Annotated in this window: 24 protein-coding genes and 1 tRNA gene; 10 read left to right on the top strand and 15 right to left on the bottom strand. The window is 42.0% G+C overall.

The genetic code is table 11. The annotated features are described in order from the left end of the window. The first annotated feature begins 197 nt into the window (after positions 1 to 197). The 7 genes from cysH (at position 198) to trxA (ending at position 6,399) form a co-directional block, all read left to right on the top strand. On the top strand, positions 198 to 923 hold the full coding sequence (cysH, locus tag V7K32_RS01815; protein ID WP_334989785.1) for a phosphoadenosine phosphosulfate reductase: 726 nt from the start codon (positions 198 to 200) through the stop codon (positions 921 to 923). A 62-nt stretch (positions 924 to 985) separates the two neighbouring features. Further along, entirely contained in the window at positions 986 to 2,239 is a 1,254-nt protein-coding gene (locus V7K32_RS01820) for an exonuclease SbcCD subunit D (protein WP_334989787.1), read from the top strand. Positions 2,240 to 2,541: 302 nt separating this feature from the next. Further along, complete coding sequence (locus V7K32_RS01825) at positions 2,542 to 2,760, top strand: type II toxin-antitoxin system HicB family antitoxin (RefSeq protein WP_334989789.1); 219 nt, start codon at positions 2,542 to 2,544, stop codon at positions 2,758 to 2,760. Beyond that, positions 2,757 to 2,981: a type II toxin-antitoxin system HicA family toxin gene (locus V7K32_RS01830; RefSeq protein ID WP_334989791.1), complete on the top strand. Its 225-nt coding sequence runs from the start codon at positions 2,757 to 2,759 to the stop codon at positions 2,979 to 2,981. The genes V7K32_RS01825 and V7K32_RS01830 overlap by 4 nt, the downstream gene beginning before the upstream one ends. 573 nt (positions 2,982 to 3,554) lie before the next feature. Next, the gene (locus V7K32_RS01835; RefSeq protein WP_334989888.1) at positions 3,555 to 4,085 is read left to right on the top strand and encodes a YdcF family protein; all 531 of its coding nucleotides are present in this window, start codon (positions 3,555 to 3,557) and stop codon (positions 4,083 to 4,085) included. Positions 4,086 to 4,537: 452 nt separating this feature from the next. Then, the gene (locus tag V7K32_RS01840; protein WP_334989792.1) at positions 4,538 to 5,701 is read left to right on the top strand and encodes a GuaB3 family IMP dehydrogenase-related protein; all 1,164 of its coding nucleotides are present in this window, start codon (positions 4,538 to 4,540) and stop codon (positions 5,699 to 5,701) included. A gap of 374 nt (positions 5,702 to 6,075) precedes the next feature. Beyond that, positions 6,076 to 6,399, top strand: coding sequence for a thioredoxin (trxA, locus tag V7K32_RS01845; protein ID WP_190895257.1), 324 nt, complete (start codon positions 6,076 to 6,078; stop codon positions 6,397 to 6,399). Between the two features lie 148 nt (positions 6,400 to 6,547). On the opposite strand, the gene V7K32_RS01850 is transcribed toward trxA, so the two are convergent. Continuing rightward, positions 6,548 to 7,141, bottom strand: coding sequence for a MarC family protein (locus V7K32_RS01850; protein WP_334989794.1), 594 nt, complete (start codon positions 7,139 to 7,141; stop codon positions 6,548 to 6,550). Between the two features lie 209 nt (positions 7,142 to 7,350). On the opposite strand from V7K32_RS01850, the gene V7K32_RS01855 reads away from it, so the two are divergent. Then, complete coding sequence (locus V7K32_RS01855; RefSeq protein WP_334989796.1) at positions 7,351 to 8,163, top strand: carbon-nitrogen hydrolase family protein; 813 nt, start codon at positions 7,351 to 7,353, stop codon at positions 8,161 to 8,163. 287 nt (positions 8,164 to 8,450) lie between these two features. Here V7K32_RS01855 and fba read toward each other — a convergent pair whose 3' ends face one another. Continuing rightward, positions 8,451 to 9,530, bottom strand: coding sequence for a class II fructose-bisphosphate aldolase (gene fba / locus V7K32_RS01860; RefSeq protein WP_334989798.1), 1,080 nt, complete (start codon positions 9,528 to 9,530; stop codon positions 8,451 to 8,453). 455 nt (positions 9,531 to 9,985) lie between these two features. Next, complete coding sequence (locus V7K32_RS01865) at positions 9,986 to 10,552, bottom strand: hypothetical protein (protein WP_334989800.1); 567 nt, start codon at positions 10,550 to 10,552, stop codon at positions 9,986 to 9,988. 153 nt (positions 10,553 to 10,705) lie between these two features. Between V7K32_RS01865 and V7K32_RS01870 the strand changes: the two genes are divergently transcribed. Beyond that, the gene (locus tag V7K32_RS01870) at positions 10,706 to 10,852 is read left to right on the top strand and encodes a hypothetical protein (RefSeq protein WP_334989802.1); all 147 of its coding nucleotides are present in this window, start codon (positions 10,706 to 10,708) and stop codon (positions 10,850 to 10,852) included. 89 nt (positions 10,853 to 10,941) lie between these two features. On the opposite strand, the gene V7K32_RS01875 is transcribed toward V7K32_RS01870, so the two are convergent. The 7 genes from V7K32_RS01875 to pdhA form a co-directional block, all read right to left on the bottom strand. Beyond that, a complete protein-coding gene (locus V7K32_RS01875; protein ID WP_334989804.1) occupies positions 10,942 to 11,499 on the bottom strand; it encodes a hypothetical protein in 558 nt (185 codons plus the stop codon). A 114-nt stretch (positions 11,500 to 11,613) separates the two neighbouring features. Further along, complete coding sequence (locus V7K32_RS01880; RefSeq protein WP_334989806.1) at positions 11,614 to 13,155, bottom strand: tetratricopeptide repeat protein; 1,542 nt, start codon at positions 13,153 to 13,155, stop codon at positions 11,614 to 11,616. After that, complete coding sequence (locus V7K32_RS01885) at positions 13,152 to 13,985, bottom strand: RNA polymerase sigma factor (protein ID WP_334989808.1); 834 nt, start codon at positions 13,983 to 13,985, stop codon at positions 13,152 to 13,154. The genes V7K32_RS01880 and V7K32_RS01885 overlap by 4 nt, the downstream gene beginning before the upstream one ends. A 144-nt stretch (positions 13,986 to 14,129) precedes the next feature. Continuing rightward, positions 14,130 to 14,276, bottom strand: a complete 147-nt coding sequence (locus V7K32_RS01890; RefSeq protein WP_334989810.1) for a hypothetical protein — start codon at positions 14,274 to 14,276, stop codon at positions 14,130 to 14,132. 202 nt (positions 14,277 to 14,478) lie between these two features. Continuing rightward, positions 14,479 to 14,550, bottom strand: a tRNA-Lys gene (locus V7K32_RS01895). A 61-nt stretch (positions 14,551 to 14,611) separates the two neighbouring features. Then, positions 14,612 to 15,481, bottom strand: a complete 870-nt coding sequence (locus V7K32_RS01900; RefSeq protein ID WP_334989812.1) for an aldose epimerase family protein — start codon at positions 15,479 to 15,481, stop codon at positions 14,612 to 14,614. 208 nt (positions 15,482 to 15,689) lie between these two features. Then, a complete protein-coding gene (pdhA, locus tag V7K32_RS01905; RefSeq protein ID WP_334880374.1) occupies positions 15,690 to 16,724 on the bottom strand; it encodes a pyruvate dehydrogenase (acetyl-transferring) E1 component subunit alpha in 1,035 nt (344 codons plus the stop codon). A 768-nt stretch (positions 16,725 to 17,492) separates the two neighbouring features. Here pdhA and V7K32_RS01910 point away from each other — a divergent pair. Continuing rightward, on the top strand, positions 17,493 to 19,790 hold the full coding sequence (locus V7K32_RS01910; RefSeq protein ID WP_334989814.1) for an IMS domain-containing protein: 2,298 nt from the start codon (positions 17,493 to 17,495) through the stop codon (positions 19,788 to 19,790). A 104-nt stretch (positions 19,791 to 19,894) separates the two neighbouring features. On the opposite strand, the gene V7K32_RS01915 is transcribed toward V7K32_RS01910, so the two are convergent. The 5 genes from V7K32_RS01915 to V7K32_RS01935 all read right to left on the bottom strand — a co-directional run bounded on the left by V7K32_RS01915 (position 19,895) and on the right by V7K32_RS01935 (position 24,462). Further along, positions 19,895 to 21,067 carry a hypothetical protein gene (locus V7K32_RS01915; protein ID WP_334989816.1) on the bottom strand — a complete coding sequence of 391 codons (1,173 nt, stop codon included), beginning with the start codon at positions 21,065 to 21,067 and terminating at the stop codon, positions 19,895 to 19,897. Positions 21,068 to 21,706: 639 nt separating this feature from the next. Beyond that, positions 21,707 to 22,582 carry an MBL fold metallo-hydrolase gene (locus V7K32_RS01920; RefSeq protein ID WP_334989818.1) on the bottom strand — a complete coding sequence of 292 codons (876 nt, stop codon included), beginning with the start codon at positions 22,580 to 22,582 and terminating at the stop codon, positions 21,707 to 21,709. Positions 22,583 to 22,780: 198 nt separating this feature from the next. Beyond that, a complete protein-coding gene (locus V7K32_RS01925; RefSeq protein WP_334989820.1) occupies positions 22,781 to 22,999 on the bottom strand; it encodes a type II toxin-antitoxin system HicA family toxin in 219 nt (72 codons plus the stop codon). Next, positions 22,999 to 23,241: a type II toxin-antitoxin system HicB family antitoxin gene (locus tag V7K32_RS01930; RefSeq protein WP_334989822.1), complete on the bottom strand. Its 243-nt coding sequence runs from the start codon at positions 23,239 to 23,241 to the stop codon at positions 22,999 to 23,001. The genes V7K32_RS01925 and V7K32_RS01930 overlap by 1 nt, the downstream gene beginning before the upstream one ends. Before the next feature lie 267 nt (positions 23,242 to 23,508). After that, positions 23,509 to 24,462, bottom strand: a complete 954-nt coding sequence (locus V7K32_RS01935; protein ID WP_334989824.1) for a heme o synthase — start codon at positions 24,460 to 24,462, stop codon at positions 23,509 to 23,511. Between the last annotated feature and the right edge of the window lie 43 nt (positions 24,463 to 24,505).

Raw genomic sequence — 24,505 nt, forward strand, 5'->3', positions numbered from 1 at the left:
TCCTCTTTCCTCAAGAGTCTTTGCGACTCCCCCTGCTTATCGGAACCGTATTACTAATTTCCCCACTATCCATACCCCATACCAATAATGTAGTAATTTCCGAACAAAATAATTACCTCATCTCCGAGCGGAATACGAGCCTTTGTGGGTTAAAATAAATCTTAGTCAAGGGAAAAATATTTAAACAGAAGATTATCATGACAGTTTCCACGGCATCTAGAAACCAAGCGATCGCTTTTGACTTAGAAAAATTAAATCAGCAATTTGAAACTGCCACTCCTAAAGAAATACTGGCATGGTCTATAGAGAATATCCCAACGGAACTGGTGCAAACAAGCGCCTTTAACGTGGATGATATGATAATTACCCATATTCTTTACACTGAACTGAAGCATCCAGTTCCTGTGATCTTTCTCGACACCTTGCACCACTTCCCTGAAAGCCTAGAATTAGTAGCCAAAGCCATACAAATCTACAACCTGGATTTGCAAACTTTCAAAACTCCAGATGTAGACACCCGCGAAGCCTTTGAAGCCAAATATGGCGACAAACTCTGGGACAAAGATATTGCCCAATTCCACCACATTACCAAAATTGAACCACTGCTACGGGGACTAGACGAACTCAACAGCGTCGCTTGGATTACTGGACGCCGCCGTGACCAAGCAGTAACCCGTGCGAATATGCCCATATTTGAATTAGACGGTAAAGGTCGCCTGAAAGTAAATCCTATTGCTACCTGGACACGCCAAGACAGCTGGGTTTACGTAGCTGAACACGGAGTCATCTACAACCCCTTACACGACAAAGGTTATCCCAGCATCGGCGACGAACCCATCACCACCAAAGTAGGCGAAGGCGAAGACGAACGCGCCGGACGTTGGCGAGGAAGTGATAAAACAGAATGTGGAATTCATATTTAGTCATTAGTCATTAGTCATTAGTATTAAACAAAGAACAAATGACTAAGGACTAAGGACAAATTATGATTAAAATCCTCCATCTCTCCGACATCCACATGGGAAGCGGCTTCTCCCACGGACGAATTAATCCCACGACTGGATTAAATACACGGCTGGAGGATTTTGTCAATACCTTATCTATCTGTATTGACCGAGCGCTGACAGATACTGTTGATATGGTGATATTTGGTGGCGATGCTTTCCCTGATGCTACACCACCGCCTTATGTACAGCAAGCTTTTGCCAGCCAATTTCGCCGTCTCATGGATGCCAATATTCCAACAGTGTTGTTGGTAGGTAACCACGACCAACATTCCCAAGGACAGGGAGGCGCGAGTTTAAATATTTACCGCACTTTGGGAGTGCCAGGATTTGTTGTCGGTGACACATTAACTACTCACTGCATCGAAACCCGCAATGGTAAAGTGCAAGTCATTACCCTTCCTTGGCTGACGCGTTCAACTCTAATGACTCGCCAAGAGACTGAAGGTTCATCTTTAGCGGAAGTGAACCAACTGTTAACGGAACGCCTGCGAGTTGTTATGGAAGGGGAAATTCGCCGTCTTGACCCCGATGTGCCAACTATCCTTTTGGCTCATTTGATGTCTGATAATGCTACCTTCGGCGCAGAACGTTTTTTGGCGGTGGGTAAAGGCTTTACTCTACCTCTATCTTTGCTGACGCGACCTTGTTTTGATTATGTAGCCTTGGGACATGTCCACCGTCACCAAAATCTGAATAAATCTAACAACCCACCGGTGATTTACCCAGGGAGTATTGAGCGGGTAGATTTTAGTGAAGAAAAAGAAGATAAAGGCTATGTGATGCTAGAACTGGAGCGGGGGAGGGCTGAATGGGAATTTTGTCCCTTAACAGTTCGGACTTTCCGCACCATTGAGGTGGATATCTCGAAAGCAGATGATCCGCAAGGGGTTTTAATGAGCGCGATCGCCAAGTATGATATTCAAGATGCTGTAGTGCGGCTAATTTACAAACTCCGCTCCGAACAGATGGATTTAATTGACAGTTCCTCTCTACATACTGCTTTAAGTCACGCTCACACCTACACCATTCAAGCAGAATTATTGAGTCAATTAGCCAGACCCCGGATTCCTGAATTGACTGCAAGTAGCAGCATCGACCCAATGGAAGCCTTGAAAACCTACTTAAACAACCGCGAAGACCTCAAAGACATCGCAGCATCAATGCTGGATGCTGCACAGAAGTTGCTAGCAGATGATGTGGAAGTCTGGCTGGAAGCAGCAACTACTGAGTAGGATCCCACATTCCGCACTTCAAAATGTATTATCTATCTTTTCAATAAAAATTCCTAATAATGTTCAAATTATTAAGTATTAATATTGAATACCATTGGCGATTTATGTTGTTGATTTAACCATTTTTTTCCACCTATGGGAAATCTACGCATATTACACGATGAAGTGCGGAAAGTCGGTAGGATGTATGCCAATTATATTTTCATGTTTTAAAGGTGGCGATCGCTTGATTATATTTTCTCACTGTAGGGGCGATCGCTCTCTCAATAATGAGAGAATATAATATAACTTCAGGGAAGTTCATGATGAAGCGAGAATTTAATGTAATTATTGAACGAGATGCAGACGGCTACTTTGTTGCTTCGGTTCCAAATCTTCCTGGTTGTCATACGCAAGCCAAAACTTTAGATGACTTAATGGAGCGTATTAGAGAAGCGATTGAACTTTGTTTAGAATTTGAGGAAGAACAGCAAGATTCACTGGACTTTGTTGGTATTGGGCGAGTCGCAGTTGAGATATGAGTCAATTCCCAAGCGTCACAGGAAGGGAAGTTATTGCAGCCCTTAGCAAAGTCGGTTTTGAAGTGGCTAGGGTACGTGGTAGTCATCATATTATGATACACAGCGATGGGCGCAGGACAGTAGTTCCTCTACATTCAGGTGAAACAATTGGTCGTGGTTTCCTGTCACAAATACTACGCGATTACCAAATGAATCGGGAAGAATTTAGGGAATTATTGTAAGAATTGATGCTTTTGAGACAGATAATAGATAGTCGTAAAAAGTGCGATCGCTAAATATAATATTCAAGATGCTGTAGTGCGGGTAATTTACAAACTCCGCTCCGAACAGATAGATTTATTAGGTCATCTGGAAAAACACACCAAAAACCTAACCCCCTTCCCGACGCTTTAAGGGGGAAATTTCATAGTCTCTGACGCCACGTGCTTCAAGTCGGCAAAGCCGCCCAACGCAGTTGCTCCTCCTTAAAGGAAGAGAAAAATAGAAGTGAGGTTTTCCATATGACCTGAATTTTCATCTTCTAAATGGGGTTCTTTGACAAGATGCTAAAACCCTTTGATGGATTCTCCAATACAGGTTAGCATAATCCATCAATTAGAGGAAAAACTTCAAGCACCCTTAATCGCGTTGCAACATGAAAATCACTCAACTATAAATTTGGGCAGATTCTATAAGAGTTTGCTACTCTACTATCAATTGTTGTTTTTCTTCTAGTTAGAGGAAGTTTTGGACTCAGTACATAAAGTTATCGAGCCTTGAATAAGCTATTTTTTACAGGTAAATCTTTTCGTTTTATGGCTTTTGTCCTACCGCTAATCATCTGGTGGGGATGCAAAGAAGTACAAAACCAATTTGTACAGCCGCAAGCAGTTGTAGTGTTAGGTGGTTCAACGAGACGTTTAGAGCGAGAGAAGTTTACGGCTGAATTTGTCCGCCAGCATCCAAATATACCAATTTGGATTACTGGGGGTAGTCCAGCTAGATTCACCCAACGAGTATTTACCAAAGCTGGTGTTGATCCCAAACGTTTACACTTGGACTATGAAGCCGTAGATACTGTTACTAATTTTACTACGTTGGTGGATGATTTGCAAGCTCGTGGCATCAAGAGCGTTTATTTGATTACTTCAGATTTCCACATGCGTCGGGCTTGTGTCATCGGCGAAATTATTTTGGGTAGTCGAGGTATTGATTTAAAACCAGTCCCGGTTCCTTCAGAAAAACCCCCTGAATCTATCGAAAAATCTATTCGTGATGGAGCCAGAGCGATACTTTGGATAGCAACTGGTTACACGGGTGTGAATGTAGTTAAAAATAAACGGTAAATTAAACCAATTTTGGATTTTGGATTTTGGATTTTAGAACTGAAAATCTTCAGATTCAGAAGGTTTACCGATTTGAAACGATACAAACTATAAACTATTACAATTTGCTATCATTTATGAGAATTTGCCTATATTGACCTAAGTCAATATAGGCAAATGTAAGAAAACGAATGTCAATATTATTGGCATTAACCATTAACTTAGTAATAATAGACACTATAATTGTCCAATTCCCAAAAACTAGCGCAACACCAACCTTCAAAGAATACAATATCAAAACCAATTAATAATTTTTGCTCATTTGGTTGCCTGGTAAATACTTTGCGTCCATCAAAGTTTCGAGCGGCGACTTGGATAACTCGAATTTATCTGTGTAGTTCAGGGAAAAAAACGCTCCAACCTATCTCACAATTTGATACCCTAGCTTAAACAGATTTGAGAAAAATTAAAGCGTGGAAATTCAACTTGGGCGGGGAAAAACAGCTCGGAGAGCTTACGGAATAGATGAAATTGCTCTAGTCCCTGGCAATAGAACACTAGACCCCAGTTTGGCAGATACTAAGTGGCGTATTGGCAATATTGAGCGAGAAATCCCGATAATTGCCAGTGCGATGGATGGTGTAGTAGATGTTCGCATGGCTGTACGTTTGTCACAGTTAGGAGCATTAGGTGTCCTGAATTTAGAGGGTATTCACACTCGCTATGCTGACCCAGAGCCAATATTAGATCGGATTGCCTCTGTGGGGAAAGATGAATTTGTTGCCCTGATGCAAGAACTCTATGCCGAACCAATAAAGCCAGAATTAATTGAACAACGGATTCAGGAAATTAAACAACAAGGTGCGATTGCGGCGGTAAGTGCGACTCCAGCCGGTGCAAGTAAATACGGCGAGGCGGTAGCAAAAGCTGGAGCAGATTTATTTTTTGTACAGGCTACGGTAGTTTCTACTGCACATCTGTCACCAGAGTCTTTAATACCACTTGATTTAGCAGAATTTTGCCGTTCCATGCCCATCCCCGTGGTGTTGGGGAATTGTGTAACTTACGAAGTCACTTTGAATTTGTTGAAAGCAGGGGCGGCTGGGGTACTGGTGGGAATTGGGCCTGGTGCTGCTTGTACGTCCCGTGGCGTGTTGGGTGTGGGCGTACCACAAGCGACTGCGATCGCAGATTGTGCAGCAGCACGAGATGATTACTACAAGGAAACTGGTAACTATATCCCCATTATTGCTGATGGCGGTTTAATCACCGGTGGCGACATTTGTAAATGCATCGCCTGCGGTGCCGATGGTGTGATGATTGGTTCTCCCTTTGCTAGAGCCGCAGAAGCCCCAGGACGAGGTTATCATTGGGGTATGGCTACTCCCAGCCCAGTGTTGCCCCGTGGCACCCGCATTCGCGTTGCCACCACCGGTAGCCTAGAGCAAATACTCATTGGCCCAGCAGGGCTAGATGATGGCACTCACAATCTTTTAGGAGCCTTAAAGACGAGTATGGGCACATTAGGAGCCAAAAATATTAAAGAAATGCAACAAGTGGAAGTTGTGATTGCGCCCTCTTTATTAACCGAGGGTAAAGTCTACCAAAAAGCTCAACAATTAGGTATGGGGAAATAGAATTGGGGGATGGGGCATGGGAAAGAGGCAGAGGGGCAGAGGGAAATGAAGAAGCTGGAAAGCTTTTAGCTGGGGGAAAAAGGGAAACTTTTTTCCTAGCAAAGTGCACCCTGTCCCAATTGCTCTTTTCCTGCCCCCTAAACAATTGCTGGAAAAATTCGATATGTCGCCTACAATAGAGATAGCGGAGACGAATGTTTCCGTTCACTCCTCACACCACACTCCGCCCGGACTACTGTTCGGGCGGTTCCTTATGTTTATAAATAAAATAAGAGAGCTTCTTTGCAAATGTACATCCTCGCACTTCCAAGCTGAGGTTTTTGCTATGGTAGAATTTTCACCAAGCTCAGATATTATTGGCGAAGGTTTTAGGCATGTCAACAGCCGCACAAGTTACCGATTCTAGTTTCAAGCAAGAAGTACTCGACAGCGATGTACCAGTTTTAGTTGACTTTTGGGCACCCTGGTGTGGACCATGCCGTATGGTAGCTCCTGTTGTCGATGAAATCTCCGAACAGTACAAGGGTCAAATTAAGGTCGTCAAAGTCAACACGGATGAAAATCCTAATGTTGCCAGTCAGTACGGCATCCGCAGCATTCCCACATTAATGATTTTTAAAGATGGACAAAAAGTGGATATGGTAGTCGGCGCTGTGCCTAAAACTACATTAGCCTCCACTCTGGAAAAGTATCTTTGAAACTCAATCGGCAATAAACTCATCTTGAGTTATCCATCTTGTTTTAACTTTAGGTTAATTTTTATAAACAAGTTTGAGAGGCGCGAATTTCTCGTTTCTCAAACTTGTTTACATTTGTATACAGTTTCAGAATATTTTTAGGAGTTTTCTAGCTCAAAAACAATTCCCTAATTCCCGTACTACCAATTTCCACCGCTAGCGCCGCCAACAAAAAACCCAAAAGTTGAGTCACAATCACTCCACCTTCTGCACCAATCCACTGGTCAATCACGTTTGCTAAACGCAAAATTAACCAAGTGACAAACATCGCCGCTAAGATACCCCCCGTGACACCAATATGCGGACTCTGTGATTTCGACATCAACAACATCACCGTTGTCAAAGTCCCCGGCCCCGCTAGCAGTGGTAAAGCTAGTGGAGTAATTGCAACATCGCGTCCTTCTTCAATAATCGGCTGATCTAATTCTCCCCGCAGCATTTGCAAAGCAATTAACAGCAACAATAGTCCTCCTGCTACTCGCAAAGAGCCGATGCTGATTTCTAAGTAATTTAAAATTATTTGCCCTCCAAAGGCAAATAGCAAAAGAACTGCGATCGCAATGATAATTGCTTTATCTATGACTTTATTTCTTTGGTCTGGCATCATGCCCTTAGTCAAAACTAAAACAATCGGTATATTGCCCACAGCATCTGCTAGGACAAACACAGCGATAAATGTTTGAATGAGAATAGAAATATCCACAGTAGACTGTTTTTATCAAGGTTTGATCACAACCTAATCTTTATCTTGCTCAGTTTGCTATAACCCAGAGGAAGATTAAGATCAGTAATAAAACCAGTGTGTTAAAGAAAATCTTCGCTGACGAATTTCTAATTAAGTTCCACAGATGTTGAAGTAGCGATATATTTGATAATCTATCTTCCATAAATCAACTGTTCGTTGTTGAATCTATGAAGCCTTATTTAGCCGCCGCTATTCAATTGACCAGTGTGCCTGATCTACAGAAAAATTTGGCACAGGCAGAAGAACTAATAGAGCTTGCCGTGCGTCAAGGTGCCCAATTGGTGGGTTTACCAGAAAACTTTTCCTATATGGGAGAAGAAAAAGATAAACTCGCGCAAGGTGATGCGATCGCTCTTGAAAGTGAAAAATTTCTCAAAAAAATGGCTCAACGCTTTCAAGTTACGATCTTGGGCGGCAGCTTTCCACTTCCTGTAGACAATACAGGCAAAGTTTATAATACCACTCTACTGATTGACCCAAGCGGTGAAGAACTTGCCCGCTACTACAAAGTACACTTATTTGATGTTGATGTGCCTGACGGTAACACCTATCGGGAATCCAGCACGGTTGTAGCTGGTACGCAACTACCGCCCGTCTATTTTTCAGAAAAACTTGGTAATTTAGGGCTTTCTATTTGTTATGATGTCCGCTTCCCTGAACTGTATCGTCATTTAGCAGATAAGGGAGCCGATGTAATCTTTATTCCCGCCGCCTTTACCGCCTTTACAGGCAAAGACCACTGGCAAGTACTACTACAAGCCAGAGCCATCGAAAATACCGCCTACGTCATTGCTCCTGCCCAAACAGGGAATAACTACGCCCGTCGTTTAACCCACGGCCACGCCGTTATTATCGACCCTTGGGGCGTAATTTTAGCCGATGCCGGGGAAAAACCGGGAATTGCGATCGCAGAAATTAAGCCCACTAGACTCGAACAAGTCCGCCGTCAAATGCCCTCGTTACAGCATCGGGTGTTCTAGTGGCTGGGGATGAGGGAGATGAGGGGGATGAGGGGGCAGGATAAATATCCAATTTCCATTGCTCAATGCCCACCAGCGTGGGAATAAAAAAACCGGGTAACTAAGTACCCGGTTTATGTCAATATTAAAATCCTCAATTTTTTGGGAGCATAGTAGTAAGCTAAAAAACATCTAATTTGCATAATCGAATTAAATATAATTCTTGTGGGGTGGGCATCCTGCCCGCCCAGCTTATGCAATTAAAATGTGAAACAGCTTATTATGCCCTTATTTATTTGTTGTCAAAATTAAACTTTAGCAGCAGCTTTGGTAACAACATTCAGTTCACCTTTAGCATACTTAGCAGCAAAATCTTCTAAAGAAATTTGCTTAATCTTGCTTGCATTGCCGGCTGTGCCAAATTGCTGATAGCGTTCAGTACATACCTTCTGCATATATGTAATAGAAGGCTTGAGGAAGTGACGGGGGTCAAACTCCTCTGGTTTTTTAGCTAAAGCTTCACGGACAGCAGCAGTGATTGCCAAACGGTTGTCGGTGTCGATGTTTACTTTACGTACACCGCTCTTAATACCCTTTTGGATTTCTTCTACAGGTACACCGTAGGTTTCAGGAATTGCACCACCATACTGGTTAATTAGAGCCAATAAATCTTCTGGTACAGAAGAAGAACCGTGCATTACCAAGTGGGTGTTAGGCAAACGGCGGTGAATTTCTTCAATGCGGCTGATAGCTAAAATTTCACCAGTGGGCTTGCGGGTAAACTTGTAAGCACCGTGGCTTGTGCCAATGGCAACAGCCAAAGCATCTACTTGGGTTGCTTCTACGAAGTCAACAGCTTCATCGGGGTCGGTTAACAGTTGAGAGTGGTCGAGTGTACCTTCAAACCCGTGACCATCTTCAGCTTCACCAGCACCGGTTTCTAGAGAACCCAAACAACCGAGTTCACCTTCAACGCTGACACCCAAAGCATGAGCTACATTTACAACTTCGCGGGTAACACTGACGTTGTATTCAAAGCTAGCCGGGGTTTTAGCATCAGCTTCTAAAGAACCATCCATCATCACGCTAGTGAAGTTGTTCTTCATTGCTGAGTAGCAAGTAGAAGGGGCATTACCATGATCTTGGTGCATGACAATGGGAATCTGAGGATAGGTTTCTACTGCTGCCAAAATCAGGTGGCGTAGAAAATTTTCTCCTGCATAATTACGAGCGCCGCGTGAAGCTTGCAAAATTACAGGGCTATCTGTCTCGACAGCAGCCTTCATGATCGCCTGAATCTGCTCCAAATTATTAACGTTAAAAGCTGGGATGCCGTAACCGTTTTCAGCTGCGTGATCCAACAGCAGCCGCAGTGGTACAAGCGCCATAGATAATCCTCCTAATGTGGTTGTCAGCTAGTCGGTCTGAGAGAAGCGTAATCATTACGCTAAATCTTAAGAGTTTTTTCAACTTATAGGAAATTATAACTAGTGTCGTGTATCTATGTTGAAAAACTTTACGCCATTGTTACTATAAATTATGTTCTATCCTGCTGTACTATGCCCCAGAGTTGGTCTGTATTGCTGTACATCTAGTTACTCTACAGCTAGTAGTTATGGTAGCCCAGTTATCTAAAATGGTGATTTCAAACTGTTTCGGTGACAAATGCCGCGATCGCCTTTTTCCCTGACTATTGCATTTGGGACTATATTATGCGTAGTAAATGTAATTTAGCTATAGAGGGACGATTGCACTAACATTCCACTGACAACAAACAAGGTGCGTTAGTCAAAATAACGCACCCTACAAAATCAACTGATCGCACTAAAAACCATAACGATGGTTATTTAATTTCATAATACCAAACGAGCGATCCGTCTTTTTGTTTGATGGAAGCACGAGCTTGAAAAGGATCGTTTGAGATAGCTTTATCTGATGAATCGCCGGTCTGATCCCAAATTCTTTCTGCTGGTTTATTTCCGTCTTCATTGAAGCTTCCGAGTCCAACCTTTCTTGTTCCTATAACAGGAAATTTCGCTACTAATTGGACATTTTTACCAGGTTGAACTCTATAGTTAGATGCAAAGGAAAAACTATTGGTACGAGGAATACCGTCAAATTGTTGTCCAACTGCTGTATTTGCGTCAATATCACCAAGAGGCCAATTTGATGAGTCATTGTAAACGCCTACACGCTCAAGAGTCTTTCCAGTTTTGTTAGCCACCACAACAGTGTATTTCCGGTCAAATCTGACACCGTTTACTATTTTGTCAAAAGTGGTATTTACGTCAACACTAATGTTGGGTATCGCTAGGGGTGACGACTGAGCATGAGCATTACTATTAAAACCACCAAAGGTAATGCCTACAGTCAACAATAAAGCAACAAAAATTTTAGTTAGAGATTTCATCAAATTAGTCTCTTCAACCTTGTACACTTTTAAGACGATCTCAGTCATGAATTTGGGAATTTTTCGAGTTAGAGGCGTTTTTTCTCTAAAATAAATCCACCCGCTCAAACTAGACTCAAGTACGATAATTTTTTCGCGCCGTCGCTTGTAAGCTTGTCAAAGTATTCTTCAGCTACCGATGAGCCGGATAAAATAACTGTCGCATCGCAGATTATCGCGCTGACTGCAATTAAAAAGAGCGATCGCACTTCCTTCGATAAGATCAGCGATCGCTCTACATATCATCAAAAAATAAAATAGTAGTTGCCTTGACAATAAACAAGGTATGTTAGTCAAAGCATAACGCACCTTACAAGATCAACCGATAGTCCTAAAAGCTATAACTATGCTTATTTCACTTCATAATACCAAACGGACGATCCGTCTTTGTATTGAATGGAAGCACGACCTTCTACAGGGAAATTTTTGACTGCTTTATCATCTCGATCGTTCGTATTCTCCCAAACTTGTTTTGCGGGTTGATTTCCGTCTTGATTTATGGCTCCGAGTCCAATTTTTCTACTCCCTATAACAGGAAATTTCGCTACTAATTGGATATTCTTATCAGGTTCAACTCTATAGTTAGATGCAAAGGAAAAACTCTTACTATAAGGCTCACCGTCAAATTGTTGTAAGACTGCCGTATTTGGCTTAATATCACCAAGAGGCCAGTTGGATAAGTCATTGTAAGCACCTACACGCTCAAGAGGCTTGCCAGTTTTGTTAGCCACCAAAACAGAAAATTTTCGGTCAAATCTGATGCCGTTTACTATTTCGTCGAAAGTTTTATTTGCATCAATGTTAACACTTACGGGTGACGACTGAGCATGAGCATTACTATGAAAACCACCAAAGGTAATGCCTACAACCAACAACAAAGCAACAAAAATTCTAGTTAGAGATTTCATGAAGTTAGTTTCTTCGACTTGTACACTTTTAAGACGATCTCAGTCATCAATTTGGGAATTTTTCGAGTTAGAGGCGTTTTTTCTCTAAAATAAATCCACCCGCTCAAACCAGACTCAAGCACGAGATTTTTTCCGCACCATCTTTTGTAACCGTGTCAAAGCTTCCTTAACCTCCCCACGAGCCGGATAAAATAACTGCTGACTTAAAGCAGTGCGATAAGCTGCGATCGCCCCGAAAGTATCGCCCAACCCCTCTAAGGCTCTCCCTTGCCAATAATCAGCCGTAGCCGAGTTCAAAGACTTTAGTTCCTGACTTCGCCCACAAGCCTCTTCCCACCACCGCCGACTTAGGGCATCATTCCCCAGGCTTCGGTAACTTTCTCCCAGCCACACCGCAGCAGGTACAGATTGTAGATAACCCCCTGTTACTGGCAAAAACTGCCATCCTGTTTCCAAAGCCGCGATCGCTTCTTGATGTTTAAGCGCCAAAGCCAATACCCGCCCATAACTAAACCAAGGGTTAGCTAACTCAGGTTGCAGTTCTATTCCTTTGGCAGAAACACTACACCCCCGTTCAATTTCTTGAAAGCTTTCCACCAGCACCCGCCCCACCGTCGCCCAAACACTCCACCGTTCAGGAAAACGCTCAAGCATCTCTTCTAGTAAGGGTTGTAATTCTTCTAATCGAAAAGCAACGGGCAAAATCTTACACAACGCCTGATAGATTTCACAATCGTGGGGATACAAACCATAAGCTTTCAGCATCATCTGGGCCGCCGTCTCATATTCCCCTGTGTGAAACAAGCACTGTCCATAGTAATACCAAGCACTAGGATGATTAGGGTGTTGCTCTGCAAACTCTGCTAACACCCCTACCCCTTGCGCCCAATCCCCCCGATAAAGGTGATAATAGGCTAGTGATTTGTAAGCTGCTGCTGCATGAGGAGCCTGTTGAAGCAAAGAGCCGATGAGCTTTTTAGTCTGCTTTCCCTGTTCACCACATACCAACCTCATCCCACAACGCTGATCTAACTGTCGTTGCAGTACATTAAAATCATCGGGAGCCAGAGCGATCGCTCTATTTAAATTCTCCCTAGCTGCTTGGAAATCCCCCACCGCCATCAGGGCATCATAGCTGTGAATCAAGGCGACAATATCCTCTGGGTTGAGTGACAAAACCTGTGAAAAGGCTCCTAAAGCCCCAATCGGATTTTCTCTGCCCTTCTGCACTTGTCCCAATGCCAGCCAGTGAACGATTTTGTCAGGTTCTAGCTCAGTCGCAGCATCAAAATCGGCGATCGCTTTATGACTATCACCTTTACAGACAGCAATCAATGCACTTATATGGTGTCGAGTCCCTTGATTACACGACAATGCTAAGGCACTTCCGTATACCTCCATAGCTTCTGCTTGCCGTTTCATCATCTGCAAAATTTTCCCCAGTTGCAGGCGCACATTGATCAATTGCGGCTGTCGCTCAATTACTTGGTGATATTCTGCGATCGCCTGCTGCCAGTTTCCCATGCCGGACAACAAATCAGCCAATTCCAACCGTTTTTTCCACCCTTGGGGATACTTCTGGACGTACTTACTTAAGGTTTTTAGCTTCTGGTCTTGTCTACTCGGCTTTTCCTCTAAAACTAGATGAACATTCATGTCCACCCCAGAGGACTGGGGGAGCTGTACCAAGTATGTTGCAAGTTTTCCAGACATGTAACGGTTAGTTTGTAATTAATTTCTTCCATGCTGCTTGTTGTCGTCGGCACTTCCCAGTCAGATTGATCGGGTTTAGATTCCACCATCGGAACCACCAATCTTAAGCGGGGTGGGAGGGAATCTAGGGAAGTGTTATCTTCCCCGGCCAGATATTTGTTTAACTGCTTTTGCAGAATCCTTCGCGCCTGTTGAACTCGTTTGTAAACGTTGTCTTCCGAGAGGGCGAGTTCCTTGGCAATGTCTTTGTAAGACTTTTCTTGGCAGTAGCGAAAAATAAAAGATTGCCGCAGTCTCGTAGGTAACGACTCAATTTTGTGGTATAGATATGCCCTTAGTTCATAACTAAATATCTCTGATTCAGGAGATTTAGGTCTGGAAGTAACTACTGCATGATCTGCAAATTGAATATCGTCAAAGTTTTTGATCCTTTGCGCCTCTGGCTTGCGTTCTCGATGCAAATCCATGCACAGGTTCTGGATGAGTCGGCTTAACCAAGCCCTCGGTTTGGTGATTTTACTTCTGTAGTCTGGCCATTGATTCCAGGCTTTGAGCATTGCCCGACTGAACAAGTCATCGGCATCATGACGATTACCTCCCATCCACTGTAAGCAGCGACTATAAAGATAATCTCGATACTGCTCCCATAACTGCCAAAAGTAACTGTAATCGCTAACAGACAAATCCTGTAATCGTATTTCCTTTATCGGTAAATTCTCAGGTTTGGGATCTAGTAAGGAAATAAAAGCTTTTTGCTCAAAATTTGCCTGCATCTGTTACTTCCAGTTGAAAAGCTCCAATTCAGTTATTTACCTTTAACTCGCGCTTAAATAACCGTATAATTACTGAAATAAGTGAAAACTTCATTAATTTTGGTTAAATTCAGCTAGAATTTACGCAAAAAACTTCTTTAATTCTTATTCTTCGGTGTTCTCTGTTTCTGTGTAGTACCCTGCGGTAAGCCGCTTTGCGTGTACTATTTTCCGTTTCTTGTGCGTAAGTCGTCTCAGCAAAAAGCGATCGCTCATCCGAAAATTTTTCTTCCCCAGAGCGATCGGATTCACAAGTTGCTTAGGAACGTGGATTAAATAAAATGCGAAACTTCATCCTGTCTCTAGCTTCCCTCTCCAATATATCGGAGAGGGATTGAGGGTGAGGTAAGCCAGGGACATAAATTGTATGTTATTTAATTCTTATTCCTTACTTAATAAAACTCGCCTGTGCTTTATCTCAAAAGCACAGGCAAATATGCAATAAATTTTTATATGGGTCGCCCGGGATTCGAACCCGGAACTAATCGGTTAAAAGCCGAGTACTCTACCGTTGAGTTAGCGACCCTTTCTCTGCATTTCGCAACTTTGCCATCATAGCATATATATCTGTAGATTTGTAAAGGGGTTTAGAAAAAATTAGCAGTCAACCTTATAGATGCTGTATGGCTAGCTCCTGGTGCTAACACAGTCAGGTTATCACCAGTATTGAGAGAGTTACGGGTGGCACTCCACGGCTCTAGACAGTAGAATTCTTTGCCTTTGACAGTCCAAAATACCACGTAGGTAGAGAAATGATCATAATCCAAAGTGAGTTTTAAGTTCCGGCTGCGATCTATGGCAGTGGCGGATTGACTCGTTAACTGTCCAAAGGCAAAATCAATTTCATCACGACTAAAGTCAAAATTGCCGTCAAAAGAGTGAATTTCTTTAGTTTGATTGTCTTGATACTGCTTAGAAGGAATTTCAACCTCTAACTGAGTTTTATCACCACACAAAAAGTAGGGATGGAAACCAGCCGAAAAGGGCATTGGTGTGGACGAAAAATTTTTATACTCCTGACGCACTTCTAGAATATTACCTTGAAGTTCGTAGGTGAAAGCCACCTGAAAATCAAAAGGATAAACTGCCTTGGTTTGCTCATTGCTATTAAGAACAACAGTGAGACTAGCTTTATCTTGAGTTTTTTGTTCTGTTGCTTTCCACGGCAATTCACGGGCGAAACCGTGTTGTTTGAGAGTATATTGTTTCCCGTCGTAAGTATAAGTATTATTTGGTAGATTGCCACAAATAGGAAACAAAATTGGATTCCCACCTCTGACACTCAACTCAGGATGAGTAAAGCGTTCAGTGTCCAGATAGAAAATTTCTTGCCCTTGAATGCGCCAACGGGTGATGATACCACCGCGTTCTGGTACGACTTCTAATTGAGAACCAACGCCTTCGTCAGAAAGAATGTAAGTCTTGTACTGTTGCTGTTGAACTGCAATGCTAAACACAAATTTTAGTCCTGGGTATAAGGATAGTTAGGAGTTAGGAATTGTGAGTTAGGAGTTGTGAATTCCAATTGTAAGGGTTGGCCTACAGGGTCTTGCTGGCAGGAGTTGTGAGTTAGGAATTCCTAACTTTTAACTTTTAACTCCTAACTCTTAACTCCTAACTCCTAACTCTTAACTTTTAACTCTTAACTTTTAACTCCTAACTTTGTTACTCGTCTTCTGCAAACACGAAACGATATAACTCGCTAGGGTCTGGTTCGGGGCTGCTTTCGGCAAATTTAACCGCTTCGTCGATTACATCCTGAATTTTACGATCAATTGCTTTGATTTCTCCCTCATCCGCCAGATTTTGCTCCAGCAAATAAGCTGCTAACTTCTTAATTGGGTCACGGGCGAACCAAAATTCTTTCTCCGCTTTGCTTCGCATTTCATCTGGGTCAGCCAAAGAGTGACCCCGGAAGCGGTAGGTAAGCGCCTCAATTAATGTTGGACCCTCACCTGCACGGGCACGGGCTACAGCTTCTTGAGCCACGGCTCTGACCGCGAGTACATCCATACCATCGACTTCGACGCCCACCATGTTAAATGCACTGGCTTTTTTATAAATCTCTGGCTGGGAAGTAGCTCGTTCGTGAGACATCCCAATCGCCCACTTATTATTTTCGACTACAAAAAGAATTGGCAGTTTCCATAGGGCTGCCATATTTAGCGTCTCGAAAAACTGACCGTTATTAGCTGCACCGTCGCCAAAAAAACAAGCTGTCACTTGGTCAGCATTTTTATCTCCTAGCACTTCCCGGCGGTATTTGCTTTGAAAAGCCGCTCCAGCTGCTACAGGAATTCCCTCAGCCACAAAAGCATAGCCACCCAACAAGCGATGTTCGGCAGAAAACATGTGCATGGAACCACCTCGCCCTTTGCTGCAACCTGTGGCTTTACCAAATAATTCTGCCATTACCTCTTTTGCTGGTACACCGGCACTAAGAGCATGAACGTGGTCGCGGTAAGTACTACAAACGTAATCTTCACCCGGTCGCATTGACTGCACAACACCACTGCAAACGGCTTCTTGACCGTTGTACAAATGGACAAAACCAAACATTTTGCCTCTGTAGTACATTTCAGCGCACTTGTCTTCAAACAAGCGCCCTAATACCATGTCCTCATACAACCGTAACCCTTCTTCTTTAGTAATGTGCGTAGTAGCAGCATTAAATGTGGGTAAAGTACGCTCTTGAACCATTATTTTTGAGTATCCCTGTTGTACAACTTAAACTTACGGTCTTAAATAAGTTGGTCTGATAACACCTCAGCTTTTAACAGGCTAGCGTTTGTAAGACTCAACAATCAAACTTTATTTATGCACCAAAAAAGGATCTTAGGGAATAGCTGAATTTTTAATTTTTGATTTTTAACTTTTCAGCCCATGTCCCGTGAGGATTTGACTCTAAGGGCAACATCTGCCGCTTTAGGTTTTTCTCTCTCACTATTCCCCTTCATAGACTAGCAATCAACACATACTGCTTTCTGCATATCCATTAACAATTTAAAAAAAAAGCAGGCAAAAATCTATATACCCAAATAGATAATTGTAATTAAAGGTAAATTATGATATTATTTTGCTCTCTAGTTATCAGGCTAAGACCTCCAATAGTGGTATTTTTGTTACCTACTAGTGGGAAAGTCCCGAAAAAATCAATCATCAATAGATTCTTGTAACCACAACAATTATGCCGTGATTAAAAGCGGTAGTTGTGGTTTGTGCTATCGGAGGCTGATAATAGTTGTGTTAAACAAAAATACTAAGAATTAAGACAAACAATTGAGGCTTTCTAGGCGAAAGCAAAAAATTAGTACTAGAATGTGACTCAAAATTTCGGGAAGGTACAAAACAAGTTGTTGCAATATACACTTGTAGAGTAAATTCTATACGGCATTGTTATGGCACGGTTTTACAGGCCTGGAACGCTCTAGGTGAATTATGTTGATCACGGTGCAGGGGAAGTAGGCTGTGCGAATTCCGCTAGATTACTACCGAATTTTAGGACTACCGTTGGCGGCAAGTGGTGAACAATTGCGGCAGGCATACAGCGATCGCATTGTACAATTGCCTCGACGTGAGTATTCTCAGGCTGCAATTTCTTCTCGCAAACAACTTATAGAAGAAGCTTACGTGGTTTTATCAGATCCAAAACAACGCAGTACCTACGATCATCTCTATCTTGCCCACGCCTATGATGCTGATAACCTTGCTGCTGCCGCAGTAGCAAAGGAAAATCGTCCAGAAAGCACCAAAAGGGGCATTGACACCCAGAGTCTGGGCATCGAAATCAGCCAAGACGAATTAGTTGGCGCTTTATTAATTTTGCAAGAGTTGGGCGAATACGAGCTTGTATTGAAACTAGGTCGTCCTTACCTCGTAAATAAAAATAGTGCTAAAAGTCTAATAAAAAGTAATAATTTAGCAGATGAAGAAATATACGAAAACGCTGAACATCCAGATGTTGTTCTCACTGTAGCCCTTGCTTGTCTAGAATTAGGTCGTGAACAGTGGCAGCAAGGCCACTATGAAAATGCCGCCATATCCCTAGAAACTGGTCAAGAACTGCTAGTACGTGAAGGGTTGTTCTCTAGTGTACAGGCAGAAATTCAGGCGGATCTTTACAAATTGCGACCATATCGAATTTTGGAGCTGTTGGCACTACCTCAAGAGAAGACTGCCGAACGGCGCCAAGGCTTGGAATTATTGCAAAACCTCTTAGAAGATCGTGGTGGCATTGATGGCACGAACAATGATGATTCCGGTTTAAATATAGATGACTTTCTGCGATTTATCCAGCAGTTACGCAACCACTTAACAGTTGCAGAACAGCACAAGTTATTTGAAGCTCAAAGCAAACGTCCTTCTGCTGTTGCGACTTACTTAGCTGTTTATGCGTTGATAGCACGGGGATTTGCTCAACGGCAACCAGCTTTAATTCGTCAAGCAAGGCAAATGCTGATCCGTTTGGGCAAACGCCAAGATGTACATTTAGAACAGTCGCTATGTGCATTACTTTTGGGACAAACTGAAGAAGCAACTCGTGTTTTAGAACTTAGTCAGGAGTATGAAGCTTTAGCTTTTATTCGGGAAAAATCTCAAGATTCTCCAGATTTGTTACCGGGGCTGTGTCTATATGCAGAACAGTGGTTGCAACACGAAGTATTTCCCCATTTTAGAGATTTAGCAAACCAGCAAGCTTTTCTAAAAGATTACTTTGCTAACCAACAGGTGCAAGCTTATTTAGAAGCACTACCAACTGACGCAGAAACAACTAATGAATGGGCTGTAATTAACCCCCAATATTTTCCCCAACCCAAGACAAATAATCCTCCTTTCGACAACAATTCAACTAGAAGTTCAGGGCAATTTAATCACAGCAGAACACCTGACCCAGATTTGCCAAAAACACCAACAAAAGAAACATCCGAATATGCAAACTTCTCACCACCTATGTGGAATTCATCTGGAAGTGTAAAATCAGACATTCCTGCTGCTGAACGGATGAGTAGAGGCACTAACCAGCATTTGAACGGTTCAGCTAAAAGTGCTGCACCGGTTCATAACCAAAAGCGTAGGCAAAGAAAACCTACTCAATCTGCTAGCCGAGGGCGTGTACCAGATAATCGTCCTCCTTCTCGTCGTCCCCGGCGGCGGCGAACTTTTGCTAACACCATCGAAGGGAAAACACGGCTGGTGTGGAGAGTATTTATTTCGTTGGTGAGTCTATTAGTTCTCTGGGTAGTAGCCACAACAACTTTTGGATGGTTAAAAAATCTATTTTTCCCTACACCACCTGTGTCAGAGTTATTTGTAGAGATAAATCAACCACCAATATCTATTCCCGATCCATATAGTAAACCAGAATCAGCACAAGGTCCTCTAACAAATGCAACGGCAGAGGAAGTCATTCGGACTTGGTTATCGACCAAAGCTGAAGCTTTCGGGCCGAATCATGAAATTAATAGTTTAGAGCAGATTTTAACTGGTTCAGCTTTGTCTCAATCGCGGCAGACTGGTGAACAGTATAAATTAGAAAAACAATATTACAAATACGACCATAGTCTGAAGATAGAATCTGTAGATAAAAATGATTTATATGCAGATCGTGCCGTAGTGAAAGCTACGGTTAAGGAAGCGATGCAGTTATATGAAAATGGTCAGTTTGAAAAGTCTTCTAGCGAGGATTTGCGAGTTCGGTATGATTTGATTAGAGAACGAGGTAAATGGCGCATCCAGAGTATATCTGCTGTCAACAAGATAATTTAGATAAGTTTGAATTTTTAGGCGATGTCTAAAGATTGCCTACTTGAGGAGCACACGCGACATAGTTTAGAATTTCAAAATTACCCATTAATTCTTGTTGGGCAGGCTTAAAATCCCAGTTCAACAATACGAAATTCTACAAAAGGCATAGCTACCGAACCAGTCCAAACTTTTTCTAATACCTGTTCCTCTAACTGTCTTACTCCCCGTTCCATAAAGTGATATACAACTTGGACTTTATATGATGCACCTGGATTAAGACCGATAAAATAATCAAAGGTATTTTCTCCAGTAAAGTAGTGACGATATTTATTGGAAATTACAAGTTTAAGCTGACCATATTCCCAAAAAAGCATTCCATCTAAATAGAAAACTCCACTTTCTTTTGGTTTAACTAAATAATAATTTTGTCTTTCCACTACCTCACGTGCTTGCTTAATAGGGTCGCTACCAAAACTAATTTCTTTACCGTCCTGATCGATTAGGGTTAATTTGAAAGAGCCTACTTGGCAAAAGTAAAGAGCAGTTGATAGATTGTTCGTAATATGAATGCATAACTTTACATCTGTTCTAGTGCTAGTTTGTCTGGCAGGGATATTCAAGACAGATTTTGGCATTTCTACTTTGAACACAATGCCATCAACTTCGATAGCGTTATTATCAGTAGATAAGGGATGAACTAGACGTAGATTTACCCAGGATGTTGCCAATATTTTTGAACTAGTTTCTATTGTGATTTTTTCGGTTAGAATATCTGGTTTTGAGGCAAATCTGGCTTGAAATTCAGTAGTCAAGATAAATCGAAGCTGATAAGTGTTTGCTTGGAGGTCATCGAAACACCAGAAGTAATTGAAGCTAGTAGAACCAAATACGTAGTTAGCAGGACTTGGAATTTTTAATTGTAGAGAGTTATTTTGCCAAAAAAGCTTTGCAGTCAGACGAAAACTAAAAGAAGATTCAGGTCTAATTGGCCACCATCCGACTTCTTCCCTGTGACTATATTCAAGCGATTTATTTGGTTGAGTATTAGTAATAATCTCTTTAGTCACTAGATTTTGTTGTATTATTTGTCCATCTAATGTCACAAGTTCTGGAATAAAGCTTTGGAAGAGGTTGATATAAGAAGCTGTTGAACTATCGTTAATGACACTTACATCTAATCGAATAGGAACATTAACTTCACTTTCTTTTTGTGGAATGGGATAGACACTTGTAGGAAAGAGTAATGGGTGAGGACGAGTAATTTCTATGCGTATACCATTCAATTCATAAGATGTCATGTTTCCTATCCTCTCAACTTCTACTTTTCACGCGCCATCACACTAATTGGTGTATGACTTAATACTATTATTCCAAAAAGGATTAAAACCACAGTTAAAACTTTCGCTCTTGAGTGACGCATGAGATATTTACTGAAGTTTAGAAGGTTTTATATAAACTAGATTTAAGTCTTAGGCTTCACATAAATTTTGCACTGTTATGTAAATTCATGCTCTAGATAACCTAATGACACTCCAATCTCAAGATTCAATCAGGTTAAAGAAAATGATTCCAAATATTTTACCGCCCTTCGCTTTATTTCTCGCAAGGCAGCAACAACAATATTTTTTCAAATACAGGGCAGTCACTCTTTCTAAAATCTTTATATAAATTTGCGTTCTATCCCGCCTCGGAATGAATTCGGAGTCTTATAGCTGAAGTCCACTCAAGTGGACTTTCGCTATTAGCCCTGAACTTCAGTTCTGGGCGGGATGTCGTTAAGTGTGACAGTTTCACTTTGACAAAAATAAAATGTGGCTAGAGGATTTTTCGACTTGTGTATACAAAGTAGGCTAAAAGAAGAGAGACTTTAAATTTTCCCCCCTTCCCAACCCGGCAAGGAGGTTAGGTTTTTCTAAATGACAGTCAGTTATTTAATTTCAATTCAAAGATTGCATCCACTCAATACACTTGTGCATCTGCTGGCGCATGGTTTCCTTATCAGCATGAAACCTTCGCCCATGACCTGGTAGCACCCACTCAAAAGAATAATTAGCCAAGTTACGCATTGATTTAGTCTGTTCTGACCAAGAATACCAGCAGACACCGTGGAATGCAGTCAGTTGGTGCAAGCTTTCTGACCAAGCGAGATGGTCGCCAGTAAACAGAAACTTATTTTTGTAGAGTAGGGCGGTTTGTCCTTTGGTGTGACCGGGAACTGGGATAATTAATAAATCTGGTGTCAAAGTAAATGCTTCAGAACCAGTTAGCTGTATTTCTACATTGCGAGTATCCGCAGTAATATCATCAGCATGGAGGATGCGATCGCACTGAAAATGCTCGGCAAACTTTTGATGATCTGCCACATCATCCTTATGAGTTAGGTACATATAACGAATTAGCCCTAGTTCTTCTAAACGCTTGACTAAAGGCGGCGTAAACCGGGGAGAATCCACCAAAATATTACCTTCTGGAAGTTGAATTAAATAGCTAGCAGCACCGTAAGATTTTTCAGAATGATAGCCGCAGTGGTAAATATTTTCAGCTACTAATATAGGAAACTTTTCTTGAGCAACTTTGATATCTTTTGGTTTCTCAACTGTGCCAATAGAACTGGTAGGACATGCCAAAAGTGCTTCAAGCGCTGCTAATCTTTCTGCCTCATTCGATGGTTGATGATAAACAGCCGATTGGTCATCAACATCATAAAATACTTCAGGAGCCATCCAGCGACAGGTATCACAATCAATACAGGTAGTATCTACATAAAAATCGCCGTTGACATTTTGGGGACGACGCTGATTTAAATGAGCCATATTAATCCTTTTGCTTCCAGGTGCTTCCTGGGGAGCGATAAACCTTATATTCCTACGCTAGCAAAAGTTGACTTAAACTGTAGCCGTCACTAGAAATAAATCTGCTCAAAAATATTAAGACTCGTGAAACCCAGTAAGCATAAATTGGGAAAACTGAATAAGTTTTAGACATGCGATCGCTTTTGAGCTTTACAACAGTTATAACGCCTCCCATTCATCTTTGTTTATATTAGCTTGACGTAATATTCTATTTAATAAGCTTAGGCTGACGTCTCCCTGATGTGGATTGGGAATTGTCAGCTTTAATTCACCTTTTACCATGTATTGATGCTTACCACCTGGGTAAAGCCCATCAAAACCTGCATCTTTCAGATAACGAATTAGATCCCGCCGATTAATCGATCCAAAGGGTGGCATTAGGCAACCTCTTTGGTGAAATTCAGGTCAATACTATCAAGTATCGGTAGAGTATGACCTAAACGCAATCCTAAAATAATCCATCCTTCAAGAGCATCTTGCAAATCCTCCCGGCAAGCTTCTAGTGTTGCAGCGTTTGCCCAAACTCCTGGACATTCTGGAATTTCGCTATAAAAAGTTCCATCCTCAAGCAACTCGTAGGTTGCTTTGTGCATTGCTGTACGAATGTAATTTGTCAACATTTAGATTTTTTACAAACGACTTCATTCAGCTTTTTTAGGACTTATACAAAATATTTCTCAAACTCTCATTTCTCCGTGTCCTCTGCGCCTCTGCGGTTCGTTATTCCGTAACTCGTCTATAAGTCCTATTTTTAATCAATTTGGTTATAACTGAAATTTTACTTTTAATCGCAAATCCGCCAAACTCTAATTATTATGTATATTTTTTAATTTCTGAAAATGCGATCGCGCCCCTTTACCAAACGCGATCGCTAAATTTTCCATCCCCTATCCAATAAAATGCAGATGATTACTCACCGTACTAATTAAATTATGGGTAACGGGAAGACTATCAACTACCATCCCCAGACATAACAGCATCATGTAAGAGATGGAAAAAAGAAACAACTCTTTAGCTACAGCGCGATCCTCTGGATTTTGCAACAACCGCCAAGATTTGTGGATAAATAATCCTCCCAGAATTAGGGCGATCGCAGCATAAAGAATACCACTTGCGCCCAAAGGATATACCAATAACAGAGTTGCAACTACAGTTAGCAGCGTATAGTACCAAATCTGCTTCACCGTTGCCGTATCACCTTCAATCACAGGTAGCATTGGTATCCCCACCTTTGCGTAATCATCCCGAATCATCAGAGCTAAAGCCCAGAAATGGGGTGGTGTCCACAAAAAGACGATAGCAAAAATTAACCATGCTGACCAGCTTAAAGTGCCTGTGACAGCAGCCCAACCCACTAAAGCCGGAATTGCCCCAGCAGCCCCACCAACAACGATATTTTGGGTGGTGTGGCGTTTTAGCCAGTGGGTATAAACCAAAATATAAAAGACGATGCCAGAGAAAGCTAGCAAGGCGGCTAACAGGTTGGCAAATACTGCTAGGAGTGTAAAGGAGATTGTCGCCAGTGCGATCGCAAAAATTAGAGCATCGCGCGGCTGCACCTTACCCGAAGGTATCGGACGATGGCGCGTCCGCTCCATGTCATAATCAATATCCCGGTCATAGACACAGTTAATTGTCTGGGCGCTTGCAGCTGCCATTGTGCCACCAGTGAGAGTTACTAGCAACAGCAATGGGTCTACTTCTCCCTTAGCAGCAATCCACATACTCCCAGCCGTGGTAATCAAAAGCAACGGAATAATCCGAGGCTTGGTTAGCTGGTAGTAACTTTGAATTACCTGTAAAAATGTTTCGTGGTGGCGAGAGACATTAGTCTCAATCATTTTGGCTCTGGTTCCTTATTTTTCAACAACTTATATCCAGCCA

The organism is Nostoc sp., assembly GCF_036917635.1.
GTDB lineage: Bacteria > Cyanobacteriota > Cyanobacteriia > Cyanobacteriales > Nostocaceae > Nostoc.

Excerpts from the sequence above, each read along its gene's own strand:
- V7K32_RS01875 (WP_334989804.1), bottom strand. The coding sequence starts at position 11,499 with ATGAAATCTCTAACTAGAATTTTTGTTGCTTTGTTGTTGGTTGTAGGC.
- V7K32_RS01935 (WP_334989824.1), bottom strand. The coding sequence starts at position 24,462 with ATGATTGAGACTAATGTCTCTCGCCACCACGAAACATTTTTACAGGTA.
- fba (WP_334989798.1), bottom strand. The coding sequence starts at position 9,530 with ATGGCGCTTGTACCACTGCGGCTGCTGTTGGATCACGCAGCTGAAAAC.
- pdhA (WP_334880374.1), bottom strand. The coding sequence starts at position 16,724 with ATGGTTCAAGAGCGTACTTTACCCACATTTAATGCTGCTACTACGCAC.
- V7K32_RS01820 (WP_334989787.1), top strand. The coding sequence starts at position 986 with ATGATTAAAATCCTCCATCTCTCCGACATCCACATGGGAAGCGGCTTC.
- V7K32_RS01880 (WP_334989806.1), bottom strand. The coding sequence starts at position 13,155 with ATGAATGTTCATCTAGTTTTAGAGGAAAAGCCGAGTAGACAAGACCAG.
- V7K32_RS01915 (WP_334989816.1), bottom strand. The coding sequence starts at position 21,067 with ATGACATCTTATGAATTGAATGGTATACGCATAGAAATTACTCGTCCT.
- V7K32_RS01930 (WP_334989822.1), bottom strand. The coding sequence starts at position 23,241 with ATGTTGACAAATTACATTCGTACAGCAATGCACAAAGCAACCTACGAG.
- V7K32_RS01865 (WP_334989800.1), bottom strand. The coding sequence starts at position 10,552 with ATGAAATCTCTAACTAAAATTTTTGTTGCTTTATTGTTGACTGTAGGC.
- V7K32_RS01855 (WP_334989796.1), top strand. The coding sequence starts at position 7,351 with ATGAAGCCTTATTTAGCCGCCGCTATTCAATTGACCAGTGTGCCTGAT.
- V7K32_RS01920 (WP_334989818.1), bottom strand. The coding sequence starts at position 22,582 with ATGGCTCATTTAAATCAGCGTCGTCCCCAAAATGTCAACGGCGATTTT.
- trxA (WP_190895257.1), top strand. The coding sequence starts at position 6,076 with ATGTCAACAGCCGCACAAGTTACCGATTCTAGTTTCAAGCAAGAAGTA.
- V7K32_RS01835 (WP_334989888.1), top strand. The coding sequence starts at position 3,555 with ATGGCTTTTGTCCTACCGCTAATCATCTGGTGGGGATGCAAAGAAGTA.
- V7K32_RS01885 (WP_334989808.1), bottom strand. The coding sequence starts at position 13,985 with ATGCAGGCAAATTTTGAGCAAAAAGCTTTTATTTCCTTACTAGATCCC.
- cysH (WP_334989785.1), top strand. The coding sequence starts at position 198 with ATGACAGTTTCCACGGCATCTAGAAACCAAGCGATCGCTTTTGACTTA.
- V7K32_RS01925 (WP_334989820.1), bottom strand. The coding sequence starts at position 22,999 with ATGCCACCCTTTGGATCGATTAATCGGCGGGATCTAATTCGTTATCTG.
- V7K32_RS01825 (WP_334989789.1), top strand. The coding sequence starts at position 2,542 with ATGATGAAGCGAGAATTTAATGTAATTATTGAACGAGATGCAGACGGC.
- V7K32_RS01830 (WP_334989791.1), top strand. The coding sequence starts at position 2,757 with ATGAGTCAATTCCCAAGCGTCACAGGAAGGGAAGTTATTGCAGCCCTT.